Source organism: Streptomyces sp. NPDC007872 (assembly GCF_042868165.1).
GTDB lineage: Bacteria > Actinomycetota > Actinomycetes > Streptomycetales > Streptomycetaceae > Streptomyces.
In genome coordinates this window covers 1-19,119 of sequence record NZ_JBIAEA010000004.1, presented here as the reverse complement: position 1 = coordinate 19,119, position 19,119 = coordinate 1, and the positions used below count along the sequence as shown (strand labels likewise).

Sequence of the window (19,119 nt, the reverse complement as noted above, 5' to 3'; positions counted from 1 at the left end):
GGCAATTGGAAGTGATCCCCATGGCCAAGCGAATCGACGTCAGCGGCCTCTCCGCCTACTACGGCGCCCACAAGGCGATCGACGACATCTCGATGACCGTCGAGCCCCGCTCCGTGACGGCCTTCATCGGCCCCTCCGGCTGCGGCAAGTCCACCTTCCTGCGCACCCTGAACCGCATGCACGAGGTCACCCCCGGCGGCCGCGTCGAGGGCAAGGTGATGCTGGACGACGAGAACCTGTACGGCACGAACGTCGACCCGGTCGCCGTGCGCCGCACGGTCGGCATGGTCTTCCAGCGCCCGAACCCCTTCCCCACCATGTCGATCTTCGACAACGTGGCGGCGGGCCTGCGCCTGAACGGCACCTACAAGAAGGCGCAGCTCGCCGACATCGTCGAGAAGTCCCTCAAGGGCGCCAACCTCTGGAACGAGGTCAAGGACCGCCTCAACAAGCCGGGCTCCGGCCTCTCCGGCGGCCAGCAGCAGCGCCTGTGCATCGCCCGCGCCATCGCGGTCGAGCCCGACGTCCTGCTGATGGACGAGCCCTGCTCGGCCCTCGACCCGATCTCCACCCTCGCCATCGAGGACCTGATCGGCGAGCTGAAGGAGCGCTTCACGATCGTCATCGTGACGCACAACATGCAGCAGGCCGCCCGCGTCTCCGACCGCACCGCCTTCTTCAACCTGGCGGCCGTCGGCCAGCCCGGCAAGCTGATCGAGCTGGACGACACGGAGCGCATCTTCTCCAACCCGAGCGTCCAGGCGACCGAGGACTACATCTCCGGCCGCTTCGGATAACCCCCGAGACCCGTCCTGCGGTGCTGCATGGCGGTGCCACCGCACGGACGAAGGGCCCGGCTCCCCCTGGCGGGGAGACCGGGCCCGTTTCCGTACGGAAGCGTCCGGCTAACCGAAGCAGAGCTTCACCACGTAGTAGCTCAGCGCCGCGACCACCGCGGCCGCCGGCATCGTGATGAACCAGCCCAGGATGATGTTCTTGGCGACGCCCCAGCGGACCGCGTTGACGCGCTTCGTCGCGCCCACGCCCATGATCGCGGAGGTGATGACGTGCGTGGTCGAGATCGGCGCGTGGAAGAGGAACGCCGAGCCGAACATGATCGACGCGCCCGTGGTCTCCGCCGCGAAGCCCTGCGGCGGGTCCAGCTCGATGATCTTGCGGCCGAGCGTCCGCATGATGCGCCAGCCGCCCGCGTACGTACCGAGCGACAGCATCACCGCACAGGCGATCTTCACCCACACCGGGATGTCGTCGCCCGCCTCCTGCACGTCCGCGATGACCAGGGCCATCACCACGATGCCCATCGTCTTCTGGGCGTCCTGGAGGCCGTGGCCGAGCGCCATGCCGGCCGCCGACACCGTCTGCGCGATGCGGAAGCCGCGCTTCGCCTTGTGCGGGTTGGCCTTGCGGAAGATCCACATGATCGCGCACATCACCAGGTAACCGGCCACGAGGCCGACCACCGGCGAGACGAACATCGGGATGACGACCTTGTCGAGCACCCCGCCCCAGATCACCTCGGTGCCGCCGGCGAGCGCCGCGCCCACCATGCCGCCGAACAGGGCGTGCGAGGAGGAGGACGGCAGGCCGAAGTACCAGGTGACCAGGTTCCAGATGATCGCGCCCACGAGCGCGGCGAAGAGGATGCCCATCCCCTTGTCGCCGGTGGGGGTCGCGATGAGCCCCTCACTGACGGTCTTGGCGACCCCCTGGCCCATGAAGGCACCCGCGAGGTTCATCACCGCCGCCATCGCCAGGGCCGCCCGGGGCGTCAGCGCCCGGGTCGACACCGAGGTGGCGATGGCGTTGGCGGAGTCGTGGAATCCGTTCGTATACGTGAAGCCGAGCGCGACGCCGATGGTCACGATCAGGGCGAAGGTGTCCACGAAGCCTCAGGACTCCTTGACCGCGATGGTCTCCACCGTGTTGGCCACGTGCTCGAACGCGTCGGCCGCCTCTTCGAGGACGTCCACGATCTGCTTGAGCTTCAGCACCTCGATGGCGTCGTACTTGCCGTTGAAGAGCTGGGCGAGCAGCTTGCGGTGGATCTGGTCGGCCTGGTTCTCGAGCCGGTTGACCTCGATCCAGTACTCGGTGAGGTTGGACATCGTCCGCAGGTTCGGCATGGCCTCGGCGGTCAGCTCCGCCGCCCGGGCCAGGACCTCGATCTGCTGCTCGACGCCCTTGGGGAGCTCTTCGACGTTGTAGAGGACGACCAGGTCGACGGCCTCCTCCATGAAGTCCATGATGTCGTCGAGGGACGAGGCCAGGGAGTAGATGTCCTCGCGGTCGAACGGCGTGATGAAGGAGGAGTTGAGCTGGTGGAAGATCGCGTGGGTGGCGTCGTCGCCGGCGTGTTCCGCTGCCCGCATCCGCTCCGCGATCTCGGCCCGGGCGGAAGGCTCCGCTCCGAGCAGTTCCATCAGGAGCTTCGAGCCCGTGACGATGTTGTCCGCGGACGCGGCGAACATGTCGTAGAAGCTCGTCTCCCTGGGGGTCAGACGAAATCGCACGTGAGGTCCTCGGGGTGCTGGGTTGGGTCAGGCTGATGCTAGGCGCATCATCCGGCCACGGCTAACCGGCGTCCTCTCAGTGTCGCCCATCAGGCACAGTGATCTGCACGGGCCCCCGCCCGGTTCGGCGGGGATCGGTACCATATACCCACGAGGGGTATACACCCCCTTTCTGGACAACGGGAGGACGCGATGACGACCACCGAGGCCGACCAGGTCACCCCCGAGGCCGTCGAGCCCGTCGGCCCTGTCGAGAGCACCGGAACGACTGCCGGAACGTCTGCCGAAACGACGGCCGGAACGACCACGGGAACGACCTCGGGGACGACCGCCCACGAGCGCGGCGTGCACGGCTACCACCAGCAGAAGAGCGAGCACCTCAAGCGCCTGCGCCGGATCGAGGGCCAGATCAGGGGCCTCCAGCGGATGGTCGACGAGGACGTCTACTGCATCGACATACTCACGCAGGTCTCCGCCTCCACGAAGGCGCTCCAGTCCTTCGCGCTCCAGCTCCTGGAGGAGCACCTGCGGCACTGCGTCGCGGACGCGGCGGCCAAGGGCGGGGACGACGTCGACGCCAAGGTCGAGGAGGCCACGAAGGCCATCGCCCGCATGATGCGCACCTGAGGCACGGGGCCGGGGCGGGCCCGGCGGGGTCAGCGGCCGCGTGCGGTCCGTTCCGCCGCCACTCTCAGGACCTCGTCTATCCGGTCGGCGCTGAGCCGCTCCCCGTCGGCGGCGGAGGCGGCGATGATCAGCTCGCCGCACAGTTCTATCTCGGCGAGGGCGACGCACTCCTGGTCTGCGGGCACGGTCGCGGTACCGGGCGGGGCCACGCGCATCCACCTCTTCCTGCCGGCGTCGGTCTCCCAGCGGTCTCCCAGCGTAGGGACGGAGCCACGCACCGCGCATGACACGTCCGGACCATTTGCCGATGGCCCGCGCCACCGTCGCCCGAGGTGGGGCCGGGGCGCGGGCGGATCAGGTCTCGACCTTCCCGTCGTAGAGGTCCCGGCGGTCCGGCAGCACGACCCGGACGGGAACCCCGAAGCCGTAGAGCAGCGTGGTCGAGGAGACGACGACCGTGCGGCCCTGGTTGCTGAAGTTGAACCGGTGGCGGACCTTCCGCAGCCGCCCCTCCCCGTCCAGGTACGCGTCGAACGGCACCGCGTCGTCGGAGAACCCTTTCGCCGCCGCGGCGAGCACCCCGCGCACCTGCGGCGACGCGGCCCGGGCCGCGCGCGCGATGTCGGCGACCCCCCGGTAGTGGCCGACCCGCTCCCCCGCGAGGTCGGTCTCGCCGAGGTACGCGACCTCCCGGGCGCCCCGCAGCAGTTCGGCCGCGGCGGCCGGGTCGGTGGCGCCGCCCGTGACGAGGTTCCCGTCGTCGAGGGCGGTGGTGTCGACGCGGACCCACTTGTCGGCGGGCACCCCGGCCCCGCGGTTCTTCATGTAGAGGACGCCGGGGGTGAGGAGTTCGGTGATCGGCCGGTGTCCGCTCGTACCGGTCGGGTCCCGGGGCAACACCACCTGGAGGTGGCCGGCCCGGCGCCGGAAGTCGTAGCCGCCCTCACCCCGGATGGTGACCCGGGTCCCGCCCGAGGCCATCTCCATGGCGGTGCTGGCCTTGGCGGTGCCGGCCCGCGCCAGCGCGTCGGCGGCGCCCCGCACGGCGAGCGCGGGATCGACCGCGGACTTCGGGTCCTGGGGCGCGGCGCAACCGGAGACGGCGGCGGACCCGACGAGGGAGCCGACCAGGACGACGGTGGCGGCGAACGCCCCGCTCCCCCGGCCGTGCGGACGCCCGTACTCCTGCACCGTCATCGTCTGCCGACCCCCCACGCCTCTCCGCCGTCCGCCCGGGGCCCCTTCGCCCCGCCCGGGGACGGGGGACACCCGATCCGGATAACGACGGTCCGGACGAGCCGTCACGCGCAGTACGGTGGACGCGTGTACGCGCAGGCTTCCTCCCACACGACCACGACGACGGAACGCGGTTCGTTCGCGCTGGCACGCTGCAGTTGCGGCTGGACGGGACCGGCCCGCAGATCGAGGGACCGGGCGCGCACGGACGCGGCGGACCACACCCGTACGGCGACGGGCCGGGAGACTCCCTAGGGTCCGCCCGGCGGATCAGGGTCGCGGCCCCGGCCGTGATCCGCCAGACAGGTCCTGGACGCCCGGGGCCTCCCCACGGGCCGTCAGGCGGCCAGGTCCTTCCGGTCCTTGCGGCCGGTTCCGGCGGCCGGTCCGCCGACGCGGGACTCGGGGATCTCGACCGTCTCCGGGAACCGCGCCGCCTCGGCCCGCCGGGAGCGGACGAGCCGGGAGCCGCGGCCCGAGCGGGCGACGGCGGAGACGACGGGGGTCAGCAGCGCGAGCGCGAGCGGGGCGAGGAGCAGCGCCACCGCCGTGCCGAGGGCGAGGCCGCCGATGACGTCGGTCGGGTAGTGGACGCCCAGGTAGACCCGCGCGAAGCCCTCGGCGAGGGCGAGGCCGATCGCGGCGAGGCCGAAGCCGCGGTGGGCGACGAAGAGACCGACGCCGAGGGCCATCGCCAGGGTGGCGTGGTCGCTGACGAAGGAGAAGTCGGTCTTCCCGCCGACGAGGACCTCCAGGCCCCGGTGGTCCACGAAGGGGCGGGGACGCTCGACGAAGCCCCGGATGGGGATGTTGACCAGGAGGGCGGTCCCGGCGGCCAGCGGGGCCCAGACGAGACCGGCGACGGCCGAGACGGAGTCGGCGGGGGTGCCGCGCCGGCGGACGCTCCACCAGCAGCCGAGCACGGTGAGCACGATCGCGAGGACGATCCCGTACTCGCCGGCGTACGCCATGACGCGGTCGAACCACGGCGGGGCCGACTTCGCCAGCCCGTTGATGTCGTAGAGCAGGCTGACATCGGGGTTCGAACCGTCCGATGCGAGTACAGCCATCTGCTGCGGCCCCTTGCTCTCGTGATCTGTGGTTTCCAACCCCCGTGTTCAGAGCGGTCGGATCAGGGAACGAACCGCCTGAGGCGTACGTTCCGCTCTCTCCGGTGGATCATGCCGACGTTATCGAAGAGTGACGGCCCGCCGCAGCTCAGGGCCTGTGCATGACGGAGAGTTCCGGCCATGTCCCGTACGCCCCGAACGCCTCCCTACGTCTGCGGCAGGTGCGTGGGCAGGGCGGCGGCGCCCTCCGGGGTGACCCGGGTGGCGCCGAAGTAGTCCGGGGTGTCGATCCGGTCGAAGCGGATCACCGCCCCGGTCCGCGGCGCGTTGATCATGTACCCGCCGCCCACGTAGACGCCGACGTGCCGGATGGCCCGCGAGTTGGTCAGGTCGTCCGAGAAGAACACCAGGTCGCCGGGGAGCAGCTCCTCGCGCGAGGGGTGCGGTCCGGCGTTGTACTGGTCGTTGGCGACGCGCGGCAGTTGGATGCCGACGCTGTCGTACGCGGCCTGGGTGAGCCCGGAGCAGTCGAACCGGCCGTTCTGCGCGGCCGTGCCCGTACCGCCCCAGAGGTAGGGGGTGCCGAGCTTCTGCTGCGCGTAGTGGATGGCGCCCGCGGCCTGCTGCGACGGGTCGACGCGGCCGACGGGCCGGGCGAAGCTCTCCTCCAGGGACTTGATGATGCGGACGTAGTTCCGGGTCTCGCTGATGGGCGGGACCCCGCCGTGCCGGATCACCCGGTACGCGCCCGCGTTGTACGCGGCCAGCATGTTGCTCGCCGGGTCCCCGGGGACGTCCTTCACGTACTTGGCGAGCTCGCAGTCGTACGAGGCGGCCGACGGGATCGCGTCCTTCGGGTCCCAGATGTCCCGGTCCCCGTCCCCGTCCCCGTCGATGCCGTGGCCGGCCCAGGTCCCGGGGATGAACTGGGCGATGCCCCGGGCGTCGGCCGGGGAGACGGCCCGCGGGTTCCAGCCGCTCTCCTGGTAGAGCTGCGCGGCGAGCAGGGCCGGGTTGATGGCGGGGCAGAGGTTCCCCCACCGCTGCACGAGGCCCTGGTAGAGGGCCGGGACGGCGCCCTTGGCGAGCGCCACCGTACCGTTCCTGCCGCTGCCGGCGCCGGCGGCGAGACCCGAGGCCGCGGAGTACGTGCCGACGACGAGCATGGCCACGAAGGCGAGACAGACCCCGAAGGCCCCGCCCGCCACCAGCCACGCCCTGCCCGCCCCGCGACCCGCCCTACGCACCGTCAACCACCCCTCGGCCCATGGCAGCACGTCCGGGGAGCCAGTCTAGGCGGCGGAGCCGTTCCTGGGGACGGTGCGCGACGGACTCGTCACACACGCCGCCCGTACGCCGCCCGTACGCCGCCCCAAGAGTGGAACAACGACGATCATTGCCCGGAGTCACCCTCCGTGATACACAGAGTGACCATACGCTTCTTCACACGGAAACCGGCCACACCACCGCAGGTCAAGACGGTCAGACCGGTCAAGTGTGCGGGGATCGGGTAAAGAGAGCCGTCAAGCAGTCACACGCGAGCGGTTTCATCAGCGAAGATAGAGCGATGACCCGTGCCGCCCGGGAGGGGCGGCCAACAACCCATACAGGGGCGGTGAGTTACATGTACCTGGCGGCTGAAAAGGGCGACATCACCACCATCATCGGTGGAATCGCCCCGAACTGGGGGCCCTTCGGGAGCCTGGGCAACGAGGCCAAGGTGATGATCGAGGTGGTGATGGCCGTGGCCATCCTGCTCTGCCTGGGCATCGCCATCTGGGGCGCGGCCAAGCAGCGCATCGGCGCGACCGCCCTCCGCGACACGTTCAGCGCGGAGCAGGGCAAGGGCCTGATCGTCGCCGGCCTGACCGGCGTCTTCATCATCGGCTCCCTGGGCACGCTCTTCACCATCGTGTACGGGATGGCCGTCTGACGTCCCGTCGGCCCGACCGCCCCGCGACCGCCCACCCGGATTGCCCACCTGAACCTGATGCCCAGTCCTGTTGAAGCACGGCCGTACCCGCGAACGAGTGAGGGGGCGTACCCGGCATGAGTCCCGGCGACGAGCACGACAGCTTCGGCGGCGTGGGCGGCTCGGGCCAGACCCGGACCCGCCTGCCCGAGGGCAACAGCGGCGACGTGTACGGCGCCGGGCGCCGCCCCGTCCGCAGCTCCCGCTCCCTCGTCACGGTCGTGGGCGTGGTGGTCCTCCTCGTCGGCGCCATCGCCCTCGCCAACCGCGGCGGGGGCGACCCGTCGGACCCGTCCGCCCCCCGCTCCGGCACCCCGGGCAAGGCGGCCTCGACGGCGGCCACGGGCGTCCCCCCAGTCACCGGCAGGAACGGCCCGATCCCCACGGGCCACGCCCGCGACGAACAGGGCGCCCAGAGCGCGGCGACGAACTACGCGGTGGCGCTGGGGTCGGCGGCGATGTTCCAGCAGGCGTCCCGCCACGACATCGTGCGGGCCGTCTACGCCCCGGCGGTCGTGGACGGCGTCCTGAAGAAACTGGACGACACCTACTCGGCCGCCCTCGTGAAGAGCGCCGGACTCGACGCGAACGGCGTCGCCCCCACCGGCACGACCCTGGTGTCCCGCACGGTGCCGGTCGGCGCCAAGGTCAAGGAGTACGCCGAGAACTCGGCGACGGTCGAGGTGTGGTGCACCAACCTGGGCGGCCTCGTCGGCGCGGACTCCACCAGGCCCGTCACCTCCACCTGGTTCACCATCACGGAGAAGCTCACCTGGGTCGAGGGGGACTGGCGCCTGGAGTCCTCCAGCCAGAGCGACGGTCCCACTCCGGTCAACGGTGACGACCGCGCCTCCACCGCCGACGAGATCGCCGAAGCGGTCGAGGGATACGGAGGGTTCACCTATGCCCGCTAGTCGAAGCCTGGCGGGCCGCGCGACGGCCGCGCTCGCCGTCGCCTTCCTCGGGGCGCCGTTCCTGTTCGCGTCCCGCGCCCAGGCGGCCCCCACCCCGACCCCGGTGACACCCACGCCGTCTCCCAGCACGAGCGACAACCCGTGCGCCCTCATCGTGGGCGAGGCCAGGGACCTGTGCGAGAAGGGCCAGTCCGGCGGGGCCGACAAGGCCCCGCTCACCGACCCCACCGCCTCCCTCGACCCCCTCACCTCCCTCTCCCGCGGCTTCGCCGACGCCGCCGTCACCACCCTCGACTACCTCTCCAAAGCCGTCAAAGAGACCGCCGACGTGGACTTCACCAACATGGAGTTCCTCGGCCGCTACGCCGTCGTCTTCGCCGCCTCCACCGTCCTCACCCTCCTCCTCTGGCTCCTCGCCGTCGCCAAGCGCGCCATCCGCGGCGTCCCCCTCACCACCGCCCTCTCCGAAGCCATCGGCTTCCTCTGGCTGACGGTCCTCGCCTCCGCCTTCACCCCCCTGATCCTCTACACCGTCGTCAACGCCACCGACGCCGTCACCGAGGTCATCGCCTCCGGCACCGGACAGCAGACCGACGTCTTCTTCGGCAGCTTCAAGCAGGCCCTCCAGAAGGGCGACAGCATCGGCGGCGGCCCGATCATGCTGATCATCGTGTCCCTGGTGACCGTGATCGCCGCCGGCGTCCTCTACCTGGAGCTGTTCCTCCGCGCCGTCATGCTCTACGTCGGCGCCCTCCTCGGCGTCGTCGTCTACTCCGGCCTCGTCGACAAGAACATGTGGGGCCACGTCCGCCGCTGGGCCGGCATCATGATCGCGATCATCATGGTCAAGCCGGTCATCGTCATCGTCCTCGGCCTCGCCGGCGCCCTCTCCTCCGGCACCGGCCCGGACTCCTTCTCCGCCGTCGTCTCCGGCCTCGCGATCATCCTGCTCGCCATCTTCGCCTCCGCGATGATCTACCGCTTCGTCCCCGGCTTCGGCGACGAGATCGCCGCCTCCCGCAACAACCGCCTCCACCGCGCCGGCGAGAACACCGCGGCCGCCGTCATCTCCTCCCCCGCCTCCCTCGTCTCCCAGGGCATCAAAACCCACAGCAGCCGCGGCGACGGCGGCGGTGGCGGCCAGGCCTCCGCGGCCCCCCGCCCCGCCAACCAGCTCTCCGGCGGCATGGCCGCCCACAGCGGCCGCGGCGGCGCCGGAGGCGGCGGCGCGACACCGCCCCCCGCACCCCGCAGCAGCAGCCCCACCGCGGGCACCCCGCACAGCAACCGCAAGAACTCTGGAGGTGGAGGGCGTTGACGACCCAGTCCCAGCCGGTCGCGCCCCGCCGCACGTATCTCATCGGCCGCGCCCGGCCGAACGCGATCGTCGGCAAGAACCGCGAGACCGGCGAGATCGCCCTGATCATCGCCGGCGCCTTCCTCGGCATGATGAGCGGACTCCTCGTCCCCTCCCTCCCCCTGCGGATCGCCCTCCTCGCGGGCCTGCCCATGCTCGCGATCGCCGCCGTCTACCTCCCGTACAAGGGCCGCACCTTCTACAAGTGGTTCGAGATCAACCGCAGCTACAAGCGCATGCTCAAGCGCGGCACCGCCTACCGCTCCTCCGTCGTCGAGGCCGGCACCCGCCTCGACGGCCGCGAGGTCGAGATCGGCCCGCCCCCCGGCATCGGCCGCGTCGGCTGGCTCTCCGCCCCCTTCGGCCCCGACGAGATCGCCGTCCTCCTCCACGCCGACCGCCGCACCGTCACCGCCGCCATCGAGATCGAGGGCCCCGGCGTCGGCCTGCGCGACAGCGAGGACCAGGAGGCCCTCGTCGACCGCTTCGGCACCCTCCTCAAGCACGTCGCCAACGGCGACGGCTTCGTCACCCGCCTCCAGATGCTCGCCCGCACCCTCCCCGCCGACCCCGACGCGCACGCCAAGGACGTCGGCCAGCGCGGCGACCCGCACACGCCCGCGTGGCTCCAGGAGTCCTACGACCAGCTCCAGTCCATGGTCTCCACCTCCAGCGAGCAGCACCGCGCCTACCTCGTCGCCTGCATGCACTACACCCGCGAACTCGCCGCCGAGGCCAACGCCATGGCCCGCGCCGCCCGCCACGCCTCCGGCGCCCGCCGCCTCGACCGCGACGCCGGCCTCGCCGTCGTCATGGCCCGCGAGCTCACCGACATCTGCGCCCGCCTCGCCGAGGCGGACATCCGCGTCCGCCAGCCCCTCGGCCAGTCCCGGCTCGCGTCCCTCGTGCACTCCATGTACGACCCGGACCACCCCATCGACCACATCCAGGCCATGACGAAACGAAACACCTGGCCGGCCGAGCTGGACGCGATGGAACCGACGTACCTCCAGGCCAAGACCCGCGAGTCCTCCACCCGCGCCCCCTGGTGCCACGCCACCGCCTGGGTCAAGGAGTGGCCGATGACCCCCGTCGGCGTCAACTTCCTCGCCCCGCTCCTCGTCCACACCCCCGACGTCATCCGCACGGTCGCCGTCACCATGGACCTGGAACCCACCGAGGTCGCCATCGAGCGCATGCTCACCGAGAAGACCAACGACGAGGCCGACGCCAGCCGCGCCGCCAAGATGAACCGCACGGTCGACCCGCGCGACATCGCCGCCCACGGCCGGCTCGACCAGCGGGGTGAAGATCTCGCCAGCGGCGCTGCCGGGGTCAACCTCGTCGGGTACATCACGGTGTCGTCGCGTTCGCCCGAGGCCCTCGCCCGGGACAAGCGCACGATCAGGGCCTCGGCCGGCAAGTCGTACCTGAAGCTGGAGTGGTGCGACCGCGAGCACCACCGGGCCTTTGTGAACACCTTGCCGTTCGCGACCGGCATCCGCCGCTAGGGCCGAAGGGGCACAGACCCATGCGAGATCCGCTGTCCGTCCTCACCGACGCCTTCACCTCCTTCCTCTTCGGGAAGGTGGAGACGACCCGCCTGCCCGTCCGCACCTCCACCGGACAGGCCCAGGCCGTCTACCTGCCGACCGCGGCCCCCGGCCTCGGCGACTCCGGCGTCATCATCGGCCGCGAGGTCTACAGCGGCAAGGGCTACATCTACGACCCCTTCCAGTTGTACGGGCAGCAGCTCCCCGCCCCCCACTGGCTGGTCCTCGGCGAGTCCGGCAACGGCAAGTCGGCCCTGGAGAAGACGTACGTGCTCCGCCAGCTCCGCTTCCGCGACCGGCAGGTCGTCGTCCTCGACGCCCAGGGCGAGGACGGCGTCGGCGAGTGGAACCTCATCGCCCAGGAGCTGGGGATAACCCCCATCCGCCTGGACCCGATGGTCGCCAACGACGCCGGGATCCGCCTCAACCCGCTCGACCCGTCGATCACCACCACGGGCCAGCTCGCGCTGCTCCGCACCATCATCGAGGTGGCGATGGGCCACGGCCTCGACGAGCGCTCCGGCTTCGCGCTCAAGGTCGCCCACGCGTACGTGAACAACCACGTCACCGACCGCCAGCCGATCCTCACCGACATCGTCGAGCAACTGCGCCACCCCAAGGCCGAGTCCGCCGAGGCGATGAACGTCGCCATAGACGACGTACGGGCCTGGGGCCTGGACGTCGCCCTCGTCCTGGACCGCCTGGTCGACGGCGACCTGCGCGGCATGTTCGACGGCCCGACGACCGTCGGCATCGACCTCGACGCGCCCCTGATCGTCTTCGACCTCTCCCACATCGACCGCAACTCCATCGCCATGCCGATCCTCATGGCGATCGTCGGCGTCTGGCTGGAGCACACCTGGATCCGCCCCGACCGGAAGAAGCGCATCTTCCTGGTCGAGGAGGCCTGGCACATCATCAACAGCCCCTTCGTGGCCCAGTTGTTCCAGCGCCTGCTCAAGTTCGGCCGCCGCCTCGGCCTGTCCTTCGTCGCCGTCGTCCACCACCTCTCCGACGTCGTCGACGGAGCGGCGGCGAAGGAGGCAGCGGCGATCCTCAAGATGGCCTCGACCCGGACCGTCTACGCCCAGAAGGCCGACGAGGCGCGCAACACCGGCCGGGTCCTCGGCCTGCCCCGCTGGGCGGTCGAGATCATCCCGACCCTCACCCCCGGCATCGCGGTCTGGGACGTCAACGGCAACGTGCAGGTGGTCAAACACCTCATCACCGAGAAGGAACGCCCGCTCGTCTACACCGACCGCGCCATGACCGAATCCTCGGTCACCGACCCGGAACTGGAGTGGGAGACGGAGCAGCGGGCCATGCTCATCGAGCAGCAGATGAACGGCTCCTCGCAGTCCACGGTGGCGTAGGCGGGGCGCGCGAGGCCCGGCGAGGCGGAGCAAGGCAGGTGGGGCGGATGGGACAGACGGACACGGCACGGAAGGGAGGGGGAGGCGTCTCGGACGGGCTGCTGCTCAGCCTGTTCGGCCTCCTCCTCTGCCTCACGGTCCTGGTGTGGACGGCGACCGGCCTGGCGGGCCTGTTCGCCCACGGGGCCTGGCCGGACGGCGTCGGCTTCACCGGTGCGCCCCCGGCCCTGCGCTCCCTGGTGACGGCCCCGACGGGCCTCGCGGCCGCCTGGCCGGCCACCCCGCCCGCCCAGCTCTCCGGGTACGGCCTCTTCTGGGGCCTCCTGATCGGCGAGGCGATGATCCTGCTGGTCCTCGCGGTCTTCGTCCTGGGCACGGTGGCCCGCTGGCGCGCGGTCCGCGCCCACCGCAGGGCGGGCACGTACGCGACCCCCGTACGGGAACCGGCCCCGAACCTCCGGAAGCGGGGACGGGGGAACCCCGAGGCGGTACGGGAGGGCCCCGAGGCCGTACGACGCGACCACACGGCCCCCCACCCGGCAAGCACCTCCTCAGCCCCGACCACGACCACGGCGTCCACCGACCCGTCCGCCGCCGACCCGGCCCTCCGACCCCTCGCCACCACCACCCCGACCCCGACTCCGGTGCCGGTCCCGGCGACTCCGGCCACCCCGTCCGAGCACACCAGGGACCCCGCCCTCACCCCCCTGAGCCCCGTACGGGAGACCCCGAGACCACCCCTCTCCCCGGCCGAGCCGCAGATCCCCCCGCAGCCCCGCCCCGCACCCGGGCCCGCTTACGCACCCGCCCCCGCAGGGGACGGCACCCTCTTCGGCCCGCCCGACGTCCGCCGCCCCCTCGCCGTCCAGGCGGTGCGGGACGCCGAAGGGCCGGTCCTCGTCGTCACCTCCGACCCCACCGTCTGGTCGGACACCAAGGACGCGCGCGGCAAGCTCGGCCCGGTCCTCGTCTACGACCCCGGGCACCTCTGCGACACCCCGGGCCGGCTCCACTGGTCCCCCGCCGAGGGCTGCGGCGACCCGGAGACCGCGCAGGCCAGGGCCGCCGCCCTGCTCGCCCCGGTCCGCCCGCACTCCCGGCTGGACGCGGCGACCGCCGACACCGCGGAAACGCTCCTGCGCTGCTGGCTGCACGCGGCGGCCGTCGACGGCCGCCCCTTCCGGCAGGTGCACCGCTGGGCCCAGGGATCCGACGCCCACGAGCCGGTACGGATCCTCCGCAGCCACCCCAGGGCGGTGTCCGGCCTGGCCGGGCTCCTCGAGTCCGCCCTGACCGCGCACCCCGAAAGCCGCCGCCTGGCACAGGAGCTGACGGCCCGTGCGTTCTCCGCGTTCTCCACGGTCCACATCAGGGAGGCGTGCACCCCGAATCGAACGGATTCGCTGGCGCTGGCATCTTTCCTCTCCGAAGGGGGCACCCTCTACGTGGTGGGTGAATCGATCGAGGACCCCCGCACCCACCCCGGCGCGATGCCTCTCCTGACGGCGCTCGCCGCAAGCGTGGTCGAGCACGGCCGCCGCATGGCCGCACGGTCATCCGACGGTCGGCTCGACCCACCACTCACCCTGGTGCTCGACGACGTCGCCGCCGTCGCCCCCTTCCCCGCGCTCCCGGCCCTCATGGCCGAGGGCAGGACCCGGGGCCTGCCCACCCTGGCCCTGATGCGCTCCCGCGAACAGGCGAGGACCCGCTGGCCGAACGACGAACCGGTTCCGAGGGCCTGACGCGCCCTCAGCGAGGACGCGATCCCGCCGGCCGCCGCAGCTCGTACTCCACCTCCTCCGCCGACGCGCTCCCCGGCACCGCCACCCGCGCGCCCGTCGCCGTGAACCCGAACCGCCGGTAGAAGGCCGCCGCCCGCGCGTTCTCCTCGTGCACGTACAGCCGCACCCGCCCGACCACCGGCTCCGCCAGCGACCAGGACCACTCCACGCCCGCCCGGAACAGCGCGTCGATCACGCCCGTCCCGCGCGCCCCGGGGCGTACGTACACCCCCACGACGTGCGTCTGCTCCACCTTCGCCGCCGCGCCGAACCGCACCTCGTCCGAGGGCCGCTCCACGAGCAGCGTGATCGTGCCCGCCCAGGTGCCGTCCGGCCCCTCGGCCACGAACTGCCGCACCGCCCCGTCGCCGTCCCCCGACGAGGCCTCCGCCCGCTCCCGCCAGAACGCGTCGGGCCGCCCGGCGGCCGCCTCGTACGTGTCGAGGAACGCCAGGTGCGCGACCGGGTCCCGGAGGGCGGCGAGACGGATCTCGCGGGCCTTCTCCCACTCGTCGGCGCGGATGACACGTATCAGATGGTCCATGGACCCGATCCTGACGACGAGCACACGCTCCTGACAAGGCATTTCCCGAGCCGCCGCCCCCGCCCCCGCCGTCCCGCCCGTCGTACCCCGGTACTACGCCCGGCCCCCCGCACACCACCCCGGTCCGACGCCCCGCCCCCGCCCGCCTCCTAGCGTCGGAGGCATGATCCGAGCAGAGAACCTCACCAAGCGGTACGGGGACAGGACCGTCGTCCGGGACCTCAGTTTCACCGTCCACCCGGGCACCGTCACCGGCTTCCTCGGCCCCAACGGCGCCGGGAAGTCCACCACCCTCCGCATGATCCTCGGCCTCGACGCCCCGACCCGCGGCCGCGCCACCGTCGACGGGCGCCCCTACGCCCACCACCGTGCCCCGCTCGCCCGCGTCGGCGCCCTCCTCGAAGCCCGCTCCGCGCACCCGGGCCGGTCCGCCCACCACCACCTCATGGCCCTCGCCCACACCCACGGCATCCCCCGCGCGCGCGTGGAGCGGGTCCTCGCCCTCACCGGCCTCACCCACGTCGCCCGCAAGCGCGTGAAGGGCTTCTCCCTCGGCATGGGCCAGCGCCTCGGCATCGCCACTGCCCTCCTCGGCGACCCGGCCGTGGTCGTCCTCGACGAACCGGTCAACGGCCTCGACCCCGAGGGCGTCCTCTGGATCCGCACCCTCCTCAAGTCCCTGGCCGCCGAGGGCCGCACCGTCCTCTTCTCCTCCCACCTCATGAGCGAGACGGCCCTCACCGCCGACCACCTGATCGTCATCGGCAAGGGCCGGCTCCTCGCCGACACCACGGTCGACGCGCTCGTACGGTCCTCCGGCGGCGCCTCCGTCAAGGTCGTCACCCCCGAGGCGGACCGACTGCGGGCCCTGCTCCCGCCCGGCGCCCGGGTCACCGCCGAAGCCCCGGACACCCTGCTCGTCACCGGCCTCGACGCACCCGGGATCGGCCGCGCGGCCGCCGCCCACGCCCTGCCCCTCCACGAACTCACCCCGCAGGCACCCTCCCTGGAGCAGGCCTTCATGGACCTCACCCGCGACGCCGTCGAGTACCGGACAGAGCACCGACCCGAGCACCAGGGAGCCGCCGCGTGACCACCACGACCACCCGGACCCCCGTCTCCGGAATCACCCCCGCCCGGGTCCTCCGCTCGGAGTGGCACAAGCTGTGGACGGTCCGCTCCACCTGGATCACCGTCCTCACCGCCGTCGCGTGCCTCCTGGGCGTCGGCGTCCTCATGGGCGCCACCTACACCTCCGACGGCGGCGACTCCGACGTCGACACCGTCGTCCTCACCCTCTACGGCTCGCAGCTCGGCGGCATCGCCCTCGCCGTCCTCGGCATCCTCGTCACCGCCGGCGAGTACGCGACGGGCACGGTCCGCGCCTCCCTGACCGCCGTCCCCCGCCGCCTCCCCGTCCTGTGGGCGAAGGCCGCCGTCCACACCGCCGTGGTCTTCGCCGTCTCCCTGACGACGGCCCTCCTGACCTTCCTCACCGCCCAGGTCTTCCTCGGCGACACCGACCAGGCCGCCTCCCTCACCGACGACGGCGTTCTCGCCGCCGTCGCGGGCAACGCCGCCGGCGTCACCCTCCTCGGCGTGATCGCCCTCGGCCTCGGCGCCGCCCTCCGCTCGGTGCCGGGCGCGATCGGCGCCTTCGTCGGCGGGGTCCTGATCGTCCCCGAGGTCCTCGGCATGCTCCCGTACGAGGCGGTGGACACGGCCCTCCGGTACTTCCCCACCCAGACCGCCGGCGTCCTCGGCTCCTCGACCGCGCTCCCGGGCGCCGCCTCCCCCGGAGCGGCCCTCCTGGCCCTGCTCCTGTGGGCGGCCGCGGCCCTGGCCGTCCCCGCCCTGTTGCTCAAGCGCCGGGACGTATGAGGAAGATGACGGCGTGACGACGGAGACGGAAGCACACTGGAGCACGGGCGGGCGTACGGACACGGGGACGGGCCTCAGCCGCCACGTCGACCGCCTCCTCACGCGCGTGCGTGCCTTCGACGCCCGCCACCCCCGCCCCTGGGACACGGCGGTGGCGTCCTGCTGGACCGTGGCGGCGCTCGTGGACGCGGCGGGCGGCTGGCGGAACACCGCCCCGGACCCCACCCTGCCGGCCTGGCTCGTGACCGTCCTCAGCCTGGCCCTGACCGTGCCGTTGTACTGGCGCCGCCGCCACCCCACGACCGCCCTGGCCGTGATGGCGGGCGCGGCGCTCGTCAGCGACGCCTCGGGCGCTTTCCTTCAGGCCTCGTACCTCCAACTGCTCCCGGTCTTCCACATCGCGCTGCTCCGCCCGCCCCGCGCCCTCCTGCGGGCCCTCGCCCTGCTCCTGCCGCCGCTGGTGACCGGGGCCGTCCGCTTCGCCCCGGGGAGCTGGGACCAGCGGGTCGTCCCCACCCTGTGGGCGTACGCGCTCGTCGCCCTCCTCGGCATCACGGTCCGTTCCCGCAAGGAGCACACGGCGGGCCTCGTGGACCGGGCCCGCCGCCTGGAGATCGAACGCGACCAGGAGGTCCGGCTCGCCGCGGCGGCCGAACGGACCCGCATTGCCCGCGAGATGCACGACATCATCGGCCACAACCTCTCGGTCATCACCGGCCTGGCGGACGGCGGCCGGTACGCGGCGGCCAAGAGCCCCGAGCGCGCCGTCCAGGCCCTCGACGCCATCGGCACGACGAGCCGCGAGGCCCTCGCCGACCTCCGCCGCCTCCTGGGCGTCCTGCGCGACGACGAGCAGGAGGCCGTACGGGACCCCCAGCCGACCCTCGCGGACCTGGACGCCCTGCTCACCGGCGTACGCGAGGCAGGCCTGCCGGTACGGCTCCGCACCCACGGCGAACCCCCGTCCCCGCCCCTGTCCCCCGGCGCCCAGTTGACGGTCTACCGGGTGGTGCAGGAAGCCCTGACGAACACCCTCAAACACGCGGGCCCCACCGCGAGCGCGACCGTGCTCCTGACGTACGCCCCCGGGGAGGTACGGGCGGAGGTCACGGACACGGGAACGGGCGCCGCCCACGTCCCCCGGGGGCAGGGCCAGGGCCTCACCGGAATGCGCGAGCGCGCGGCCCTCTACGACGGCACACTCGACTGCGGCCCGTCGGCGGCCGGCGGCTGGGCCGTCCGGCTCCGCATCCCCCTGCGAACCCCCCGGGAGGTCTCCCCCTCGTGACGACCGTTCTCATCGCGGACGACCAGCCGATGCAGCGCTTCGGCTTCCGCATCCTGCTGGAGAGCCAGGACGACATGACCGTCGTCGGCGAGGCGTCGAACGGCGCCGAGGCGGTCCGCCTGGTCGACGGCCTGCGCCCCGACGTCGTCCTGATGGACATCCGGATGCCGGGCCTCGACGGCATCGAGGCGACCCGCCGCATCATCGCGACGGGCGCCCGCACCCGCGTCCTGATCGTCACCACCTTCGACCTGGACGAGTACGCGTACGACGGCCTGCGCGCCGGCGCCAGCGGCTTCCTGGTGAAGGACGCCCAGCCGGAGGAGCTCCTCGCGGGCGTCCGCGCGGTGGCCGCCGGCGACGCGGTCGTGGCCCCGAGCCTCACCCGTCGCCTCCTGGACACCTACGTCCACCACCTGCCGGTGTCCCCCACGCACGGGCCCCGCCCGGAGGATCCGCGCCTCGCCGCCCTGACGGACCGGGAACGCGAGATCCTCACGGTCATCGGCCAGGGCTGGACGAACACCGAGATCGCCACCCGCCTCCACCTCGCGGAATCCACGGTGAAGACCCACGTGGGCCGCGTCCTCGCGAAGACGGGCGCCCGCGACCGCGTCCAGGCGGTCATCCTGGCGTACGACGCCCAACTCGTCACGCCGACCTGAAAGGGCGGTGGGGAAAAGGGGTCGTGAACGCAGGAAAGCCCCGCACCATAAAGGTGCGGGGCTTTCCCACAATGATTGTTCGGCAGTGTCCTACTCTCCCACAGGGTCCCCCCTGCAGTACCATCGGCGCTGAAAGGCTTAGCTTCCGGGTTCGGAATGTAACCGGGCGTTTCCCTAACGCTATGACCACCGAAACTCTATGAAGTTAACGAACTCAACCGGCACGGGAGTTCGTTGCTTCAGAACTAACACAGTGGACGCGAGCAACTGAGGACAAGCCCTCGGCCTATTAGTACCGGTCAGCTCCACCCCTTACGGGGCTTC

Annotated in this window: 19 protein-coding genes and 1 rRNA gene; 12 read left to right on the top strand and 8 right to left on the bottom strand. The window is 72.1% G+C overall.

The window, feature by feature from the left end:
• The first annotated feature begins 20 nt into the window (after positions 1-20).
• Positions 21-797 (top strand): phosphate ABC transporter ATP-binding protein PstB, encoded by a 777-nt coding sequence (gene pstB, locus ACFYNX_RS14515; RefSeq protein WP_365548673.1) that lies wholly within the window; start codon positions 21-23, stop codon positions 795-797.
• Positions 798-905: 108 nt separating this feature from the next.
• On the opposite strand, the gene ACFYNX_RS14510 is transcribed toward pstB, so the two are convergent.
• Complete coding sequence (locus ACFYNX_RS14510) at positions 906-1,904, bottom strand: inorganic phosphate transporter (protein ID WP_365548670.1); 999 nt, start codon at positions 1,902-1,904, stop codon at positions 906-908.
• Between the two features lie 6 nt (positions 1,905-1,910).
• Positions 1,911-2,531 carry a DUF47 family protein gene (locus ACFYNX_RS14505; protein WP_365548667.1) on the bottom strand — a complete coding sequence of 207 codons (621 nt, stop codon included), beginning with the start codon at positions 2,529-2,531 and terminating at the stop codon, positions 1,911-1,913.
• A 192-nt stretch (positions 2,532-2,723) separates the two neighbouring features.
• Here ACFYNX_RS14505 and ACFYNX_RS14500 point away from each other — a divergent pair, with 192 nt between their 5' ends.
• Complete coding sequence (locus tag ACFYNX_RS14500) at positions 2,724-3,158, top strand: metal-sensitive transcriptional regulator (protein ID WP_388661596.1); 435 nt, start codon at positions 2,724-2,726, stop codon at positions 3,156-3,158.
• 29 nt (positions 3,159-3,187) lie between these two features.
• On the opposite strand, the gene ACFYNX_RS14495 is transcribed toward ACFYNX_RS14500, so the two are convergent.
• From ACFYNX_RS14495 to ACFYNX_RS14480, 4 genes are all read right to left on the bottom strand, one after another.
• Positions 3,188-3,373 carry a hypothetical protein gene (locus ACFYNX_RS14495; protein ID WP_365548662.1) on the bottom strand — a complete coding sequence of 62 codons (186 nt, stop codon included), beginning with the start codon at positions 3,371-3,373 and terminating at the stop codon, positions 3,188-3,190.
• A gap of 139 nt (positions 3,374-3,512) precedes the next feature.
• A complete protein-coding gene (locus ACFYNX_RS14490; RefSeq protein WP_388661594.1) occupies positions 3,513-4,355 on the bottom strand; it encodes a hypothetical protein in 843 nt (280 codons plus the stop codon).
• A gap of 377 nt (positions 4,356-4,732) precedes the next feature.
• Complete coding sequence (locus tag ACFYNX_RS14485) at positions 4,733-5,464, bottom strand: phosphatase PAP2 family protein (protein WP_388661592.1); 732 nt, start codon at positions 5,462-5,464, stop codon at positions 4,733-4,735.
• A 206-nt stretch (positions 5,465-5,670) separates the two neighbouring features.
• Entirely contained in the window at positions 5,671-6,630 is a 960-nt protein-coding gene (locus ACFYNX_RS14480; RefSeq protein ID WP_365548882.1) for a bifunctional lytic transglycosylase/C40 family peptidase, read from the bottom strand.
• 458 nt (positions 6,631-7,088) lie between these two features.
• Here ACFYNX_RS14480 and ACFYNX_RS14475 point away from each other — a divergent pair, with 458 nt between their 5' ends.
• From ACFYNX_RS14475 to ACFYNX_RS14450, 6 genes are all read left to right on the top strand, one after another.
• Positions 7,089-7,397 carry a hypothetical protein gene (locus ACFYNX_RS14475; protein ID WP_024757447.1) on the top strand — a complete coding sequence of 103 codons (309 nt, stop codon included), beginning with the start codon at positions 7,089-7,091 and terminating at the stop codon, positions 7,395-7,397.
• Positions 7,398-7,513: 116 nt separating this feature from the next.
• A complete protein-coding gene (locus tag ACFYNX_RS14470) occupies positions 7,514-8,350 on the top strand; it encodes a hypothetical protein (RefSeq protein ID WP_388661590.1) in 837 nt (278 codons plus the stop codon).
• Positions 8,340-9,668 carry a hypothetical protein gene (locus ACFYNX_RS14465; RefSeq protein WP_388661588.1) on the top strand — a complete coding sequence of 443 codons (1,329 nt, stop codon included), beginning with the start codon at positions 8,340-8,342 and terminating at the stop codon, positions 9,666-9,668. The genes ACFYNX_RS14470 and ACFYNX_RS14465 overlap by 11 nt, the downstream gene beginning before the upstream one ends.
• Positions 9,665-11,218, top strand: a complete 1,554-nt coding sequence (locus ACFYNX_RS14460; RefSeq protein WP_388661586.1) for an SCO6880 family protein — start codon at positions 9,665-9,667, stop codon at positions 11,216-11,218. Before ACFYNX_RS14465 ends, ACFYNX_RS14460 begins: the two co-directional genes overlap by 4 nt.
• A gap of 20 nt (positions 11,219-11,238) precedes the next feature.
• Entirely contained in the window at positions 11,239-12,633 is a 1,395-nt protein-coding gene (locus ACFYNX_RS14455; protein ID WP_125668401.1) for an ATP-binding protein, read from the top strand.
• 47 nt (positions 12,634-12,680) lie between these two features.
• Positions 12,681-14,378: a type VI secretion protein gene (locus ACFYNX_RS14450; RefSeq protein WP_388661583.1), complete on the top strand. Its 1,698-nt coding sequence runs from the start codon at positions 12,681-12,683 to the stop codon at positions 14,376-14,378.
• A 7-nt stretch (positions 14,379-14,385) separates the two neighbouring features.
• Here the strand turns inward: ACFYNX_RS14450 and ACFYNX_RS14445 are convergent, their stop codons facing one another.
• Positions 14,386-14,961 (bottom strand): GNAT family N-acetyltransferase, encoded by a 576-nt coding sequence (locus ACFYNX_RS14445; protein WP_388661581.1) that lies wholly within the window; start codon positions 14,959-14,961, stop codon positions 14,386-14,388.
• Positions 14,962-15,124: 163 nt separating this feature from the next.
• Between ACFYNX_RS14445 and ACFYNX_RS14440 the strand changes: the two genes are divergently transcribed.
• From ACFYNX_RS14440 to ACFYNX_RS14425, 4 genes are read left to right on the top strand one after another with little or no spacing between them, the layout of a single operon-like run.
• Positions 15,125-16,054, top strand: coding sequence for an ABC transporter ATP-binding protein (locus ACFYNX_RS14440; RefSeq protein WP_388661579.1), 930 nt, complete (start codon positions 15,125-15,127; stop codon positions 16,052-16,054).
• Positions 16,051-16,842, top strand: a complete 792-nt coding sequence (locus tag ACFYNX_RS14435; RefSeq protein WP_388661577.1) for an ABC transporter permease subunit — start codon at positions 16,051-16,053, stop codon at positions 16,840-16,842. The genes ACFYNX_RS14440 and ACFYNX_RS14435 overlap by 4 nt, the downstream gene beginning before the upstream one ends.
• 13 nt (positions 16,843-16,855) lie before the next feature.
• Positions 16,856-18,130 (top strand): sensor histidine kinase, encoded by a 1,275-nt coding sequence (locus tag ACFYNX_RS14430; protein WP_388661575.1) that lies wholly within the window; start codon positions 16,856-16,858, stop codon positions 18,128-18,130.
• Positions 18,127-18,795, top strand: a complete 669-nt coding sequence (locus tag ACFYNX_RS14425) for a response regulator (RefSeq protein WP_388661573.1) — start codon at positions 18,127-18,129, stop codon at positions 18,793-18,795. Before ACFYNX_RS14430 ends, ACFYNX_RS14425 begins: the two co-directional genes overlap by 4 nt.
• A 77-nt stretch (positions 18,796-18,872) precedes the next feature.
• On the opposite strand, the gene rrf is transcribed toward ACFYNX_RS14425, so the two are convergent.
• Positions 18,873-18,989 (bottom strand): 5S ribosomal RNA (gene rrf / locus ACFYNX_RS14420).
• Between the last annotated feature and the right edge of the window lie 130 nt (positions 18,990-19,119).